This is a genomic window from Okeania sp. SIO2B9 (genome assembly GCF_010672505.1).
Taxonomy (GTDB): Bacteria; Cyanobacteriota; Cyanobacteriia; order Cyanobacteriales; family Microcoleaceae; genus Okeania; species Okeania hirsuta.
In genome coordinates, this window is the sequence record NZ_JAAHGK010001792.1 from 1 (window position 1) to 1,072 (window position 1,072).

1 protein-coding gene is annotated in these 1,072 nt (G+C 38.0%); it reads right to left on the minus strand.

Annotated elements, in window-relative coordinates:
• Nucleotides 1–264: 264 nt before the first annotated feature.
• On the minus strand, nucleotides 265–954 hold the full coding sequence (locus F6K13_RS34465; protein WP_161565023.1) for a WD40 repeat domain-containing protein: 690 nt from the start codon (nucleotides 952–954) through the stop codon (nucleotides 265–267).
• Nucleotides 955–1,072 lie beyond the last annotated feature (118 nt).

Below are 1,072 nucleotides of genomic sequence, written 5' to 3' on the forward strand. Positions count from 1 at the left end.
ATCAATTATTTCTTCCTGTTCCCTGTTCCCTGTTTCTTGTTCCCTGTTCCCTCTTTTCTGGAGATGTCTAGTTATAGATAGGTTAACTGTTTAGGAATCAGGAGTCAGTCCTCAGGAGTCAGGAGAAGAAAGAATTAGAAAGATGAGCTTAGTTATGGCGATTGGAGAATTTTTTATGTCCAATTAAACGGATTTGAGATAATATCATATCCGTTTGAATACTTATACTTTCAAAATCTAATTACTCAACCGGATATGATATAATTAACTAACTTGCCACAAACGAACGACACCGTAGCGACCACTAGATGCTAAAAAGTTGCCATTTGGAGAAAACGCAATACTGTTAACAATATTAGTATGTCCAAATAAAGTTTTTAGGGATTTACCAGTAGTAACATCCCATAAACGGATAGTTTGGTCGTCACTTCCAGATGCCAATATTTTGCCATCAGCAGAAAAAGCAACTCGATTAATTATACTCTGATGCCCTATTAACAGTCTGCTCATTTTTCCAGTGGTAATATCCCACAACCGTATAGTTTTCTCTCCACCAGCAGATGCTAATAATTTACCATCTGGGGAAAAGGCAACTGTTTTAACATACATTGTATGTCCTGAGAAAACTTTCAGGGGTTTACCGTTGCTAGTATGCCATAACCGGACTGTTTTATCTGCACTTCCAGATGCCAACATTTTACCATCAGCAGAAAAAGCAACACTCCAGACTAAATCTTCATGGCCTGCGAGCAGTGCTAACTTCCTACCAGTAAGTACATCCCATAATATTAATGTTTCTTCCCGACTACCAGATGCTAATAACTTGCTACTGGCAGAAAAAGCTACACTTTTAACTACATCTGTATGTCCTGTCAAAACTCGTATTTGTTTTCCAGTAATAGCATTCCACAAACGCACGCTAGTATCATCACTAGCAGATGCTAATAATATCAAATCCGGTAGCATCGGTATAAAAAAATTAAACCTGATAAATTAAGGGATGAATAGTAAGAGTTGGGCGATCGCCATGCCGAGATTGTTAAAGCTAGAACCACACAAAAGTATCGAAGAG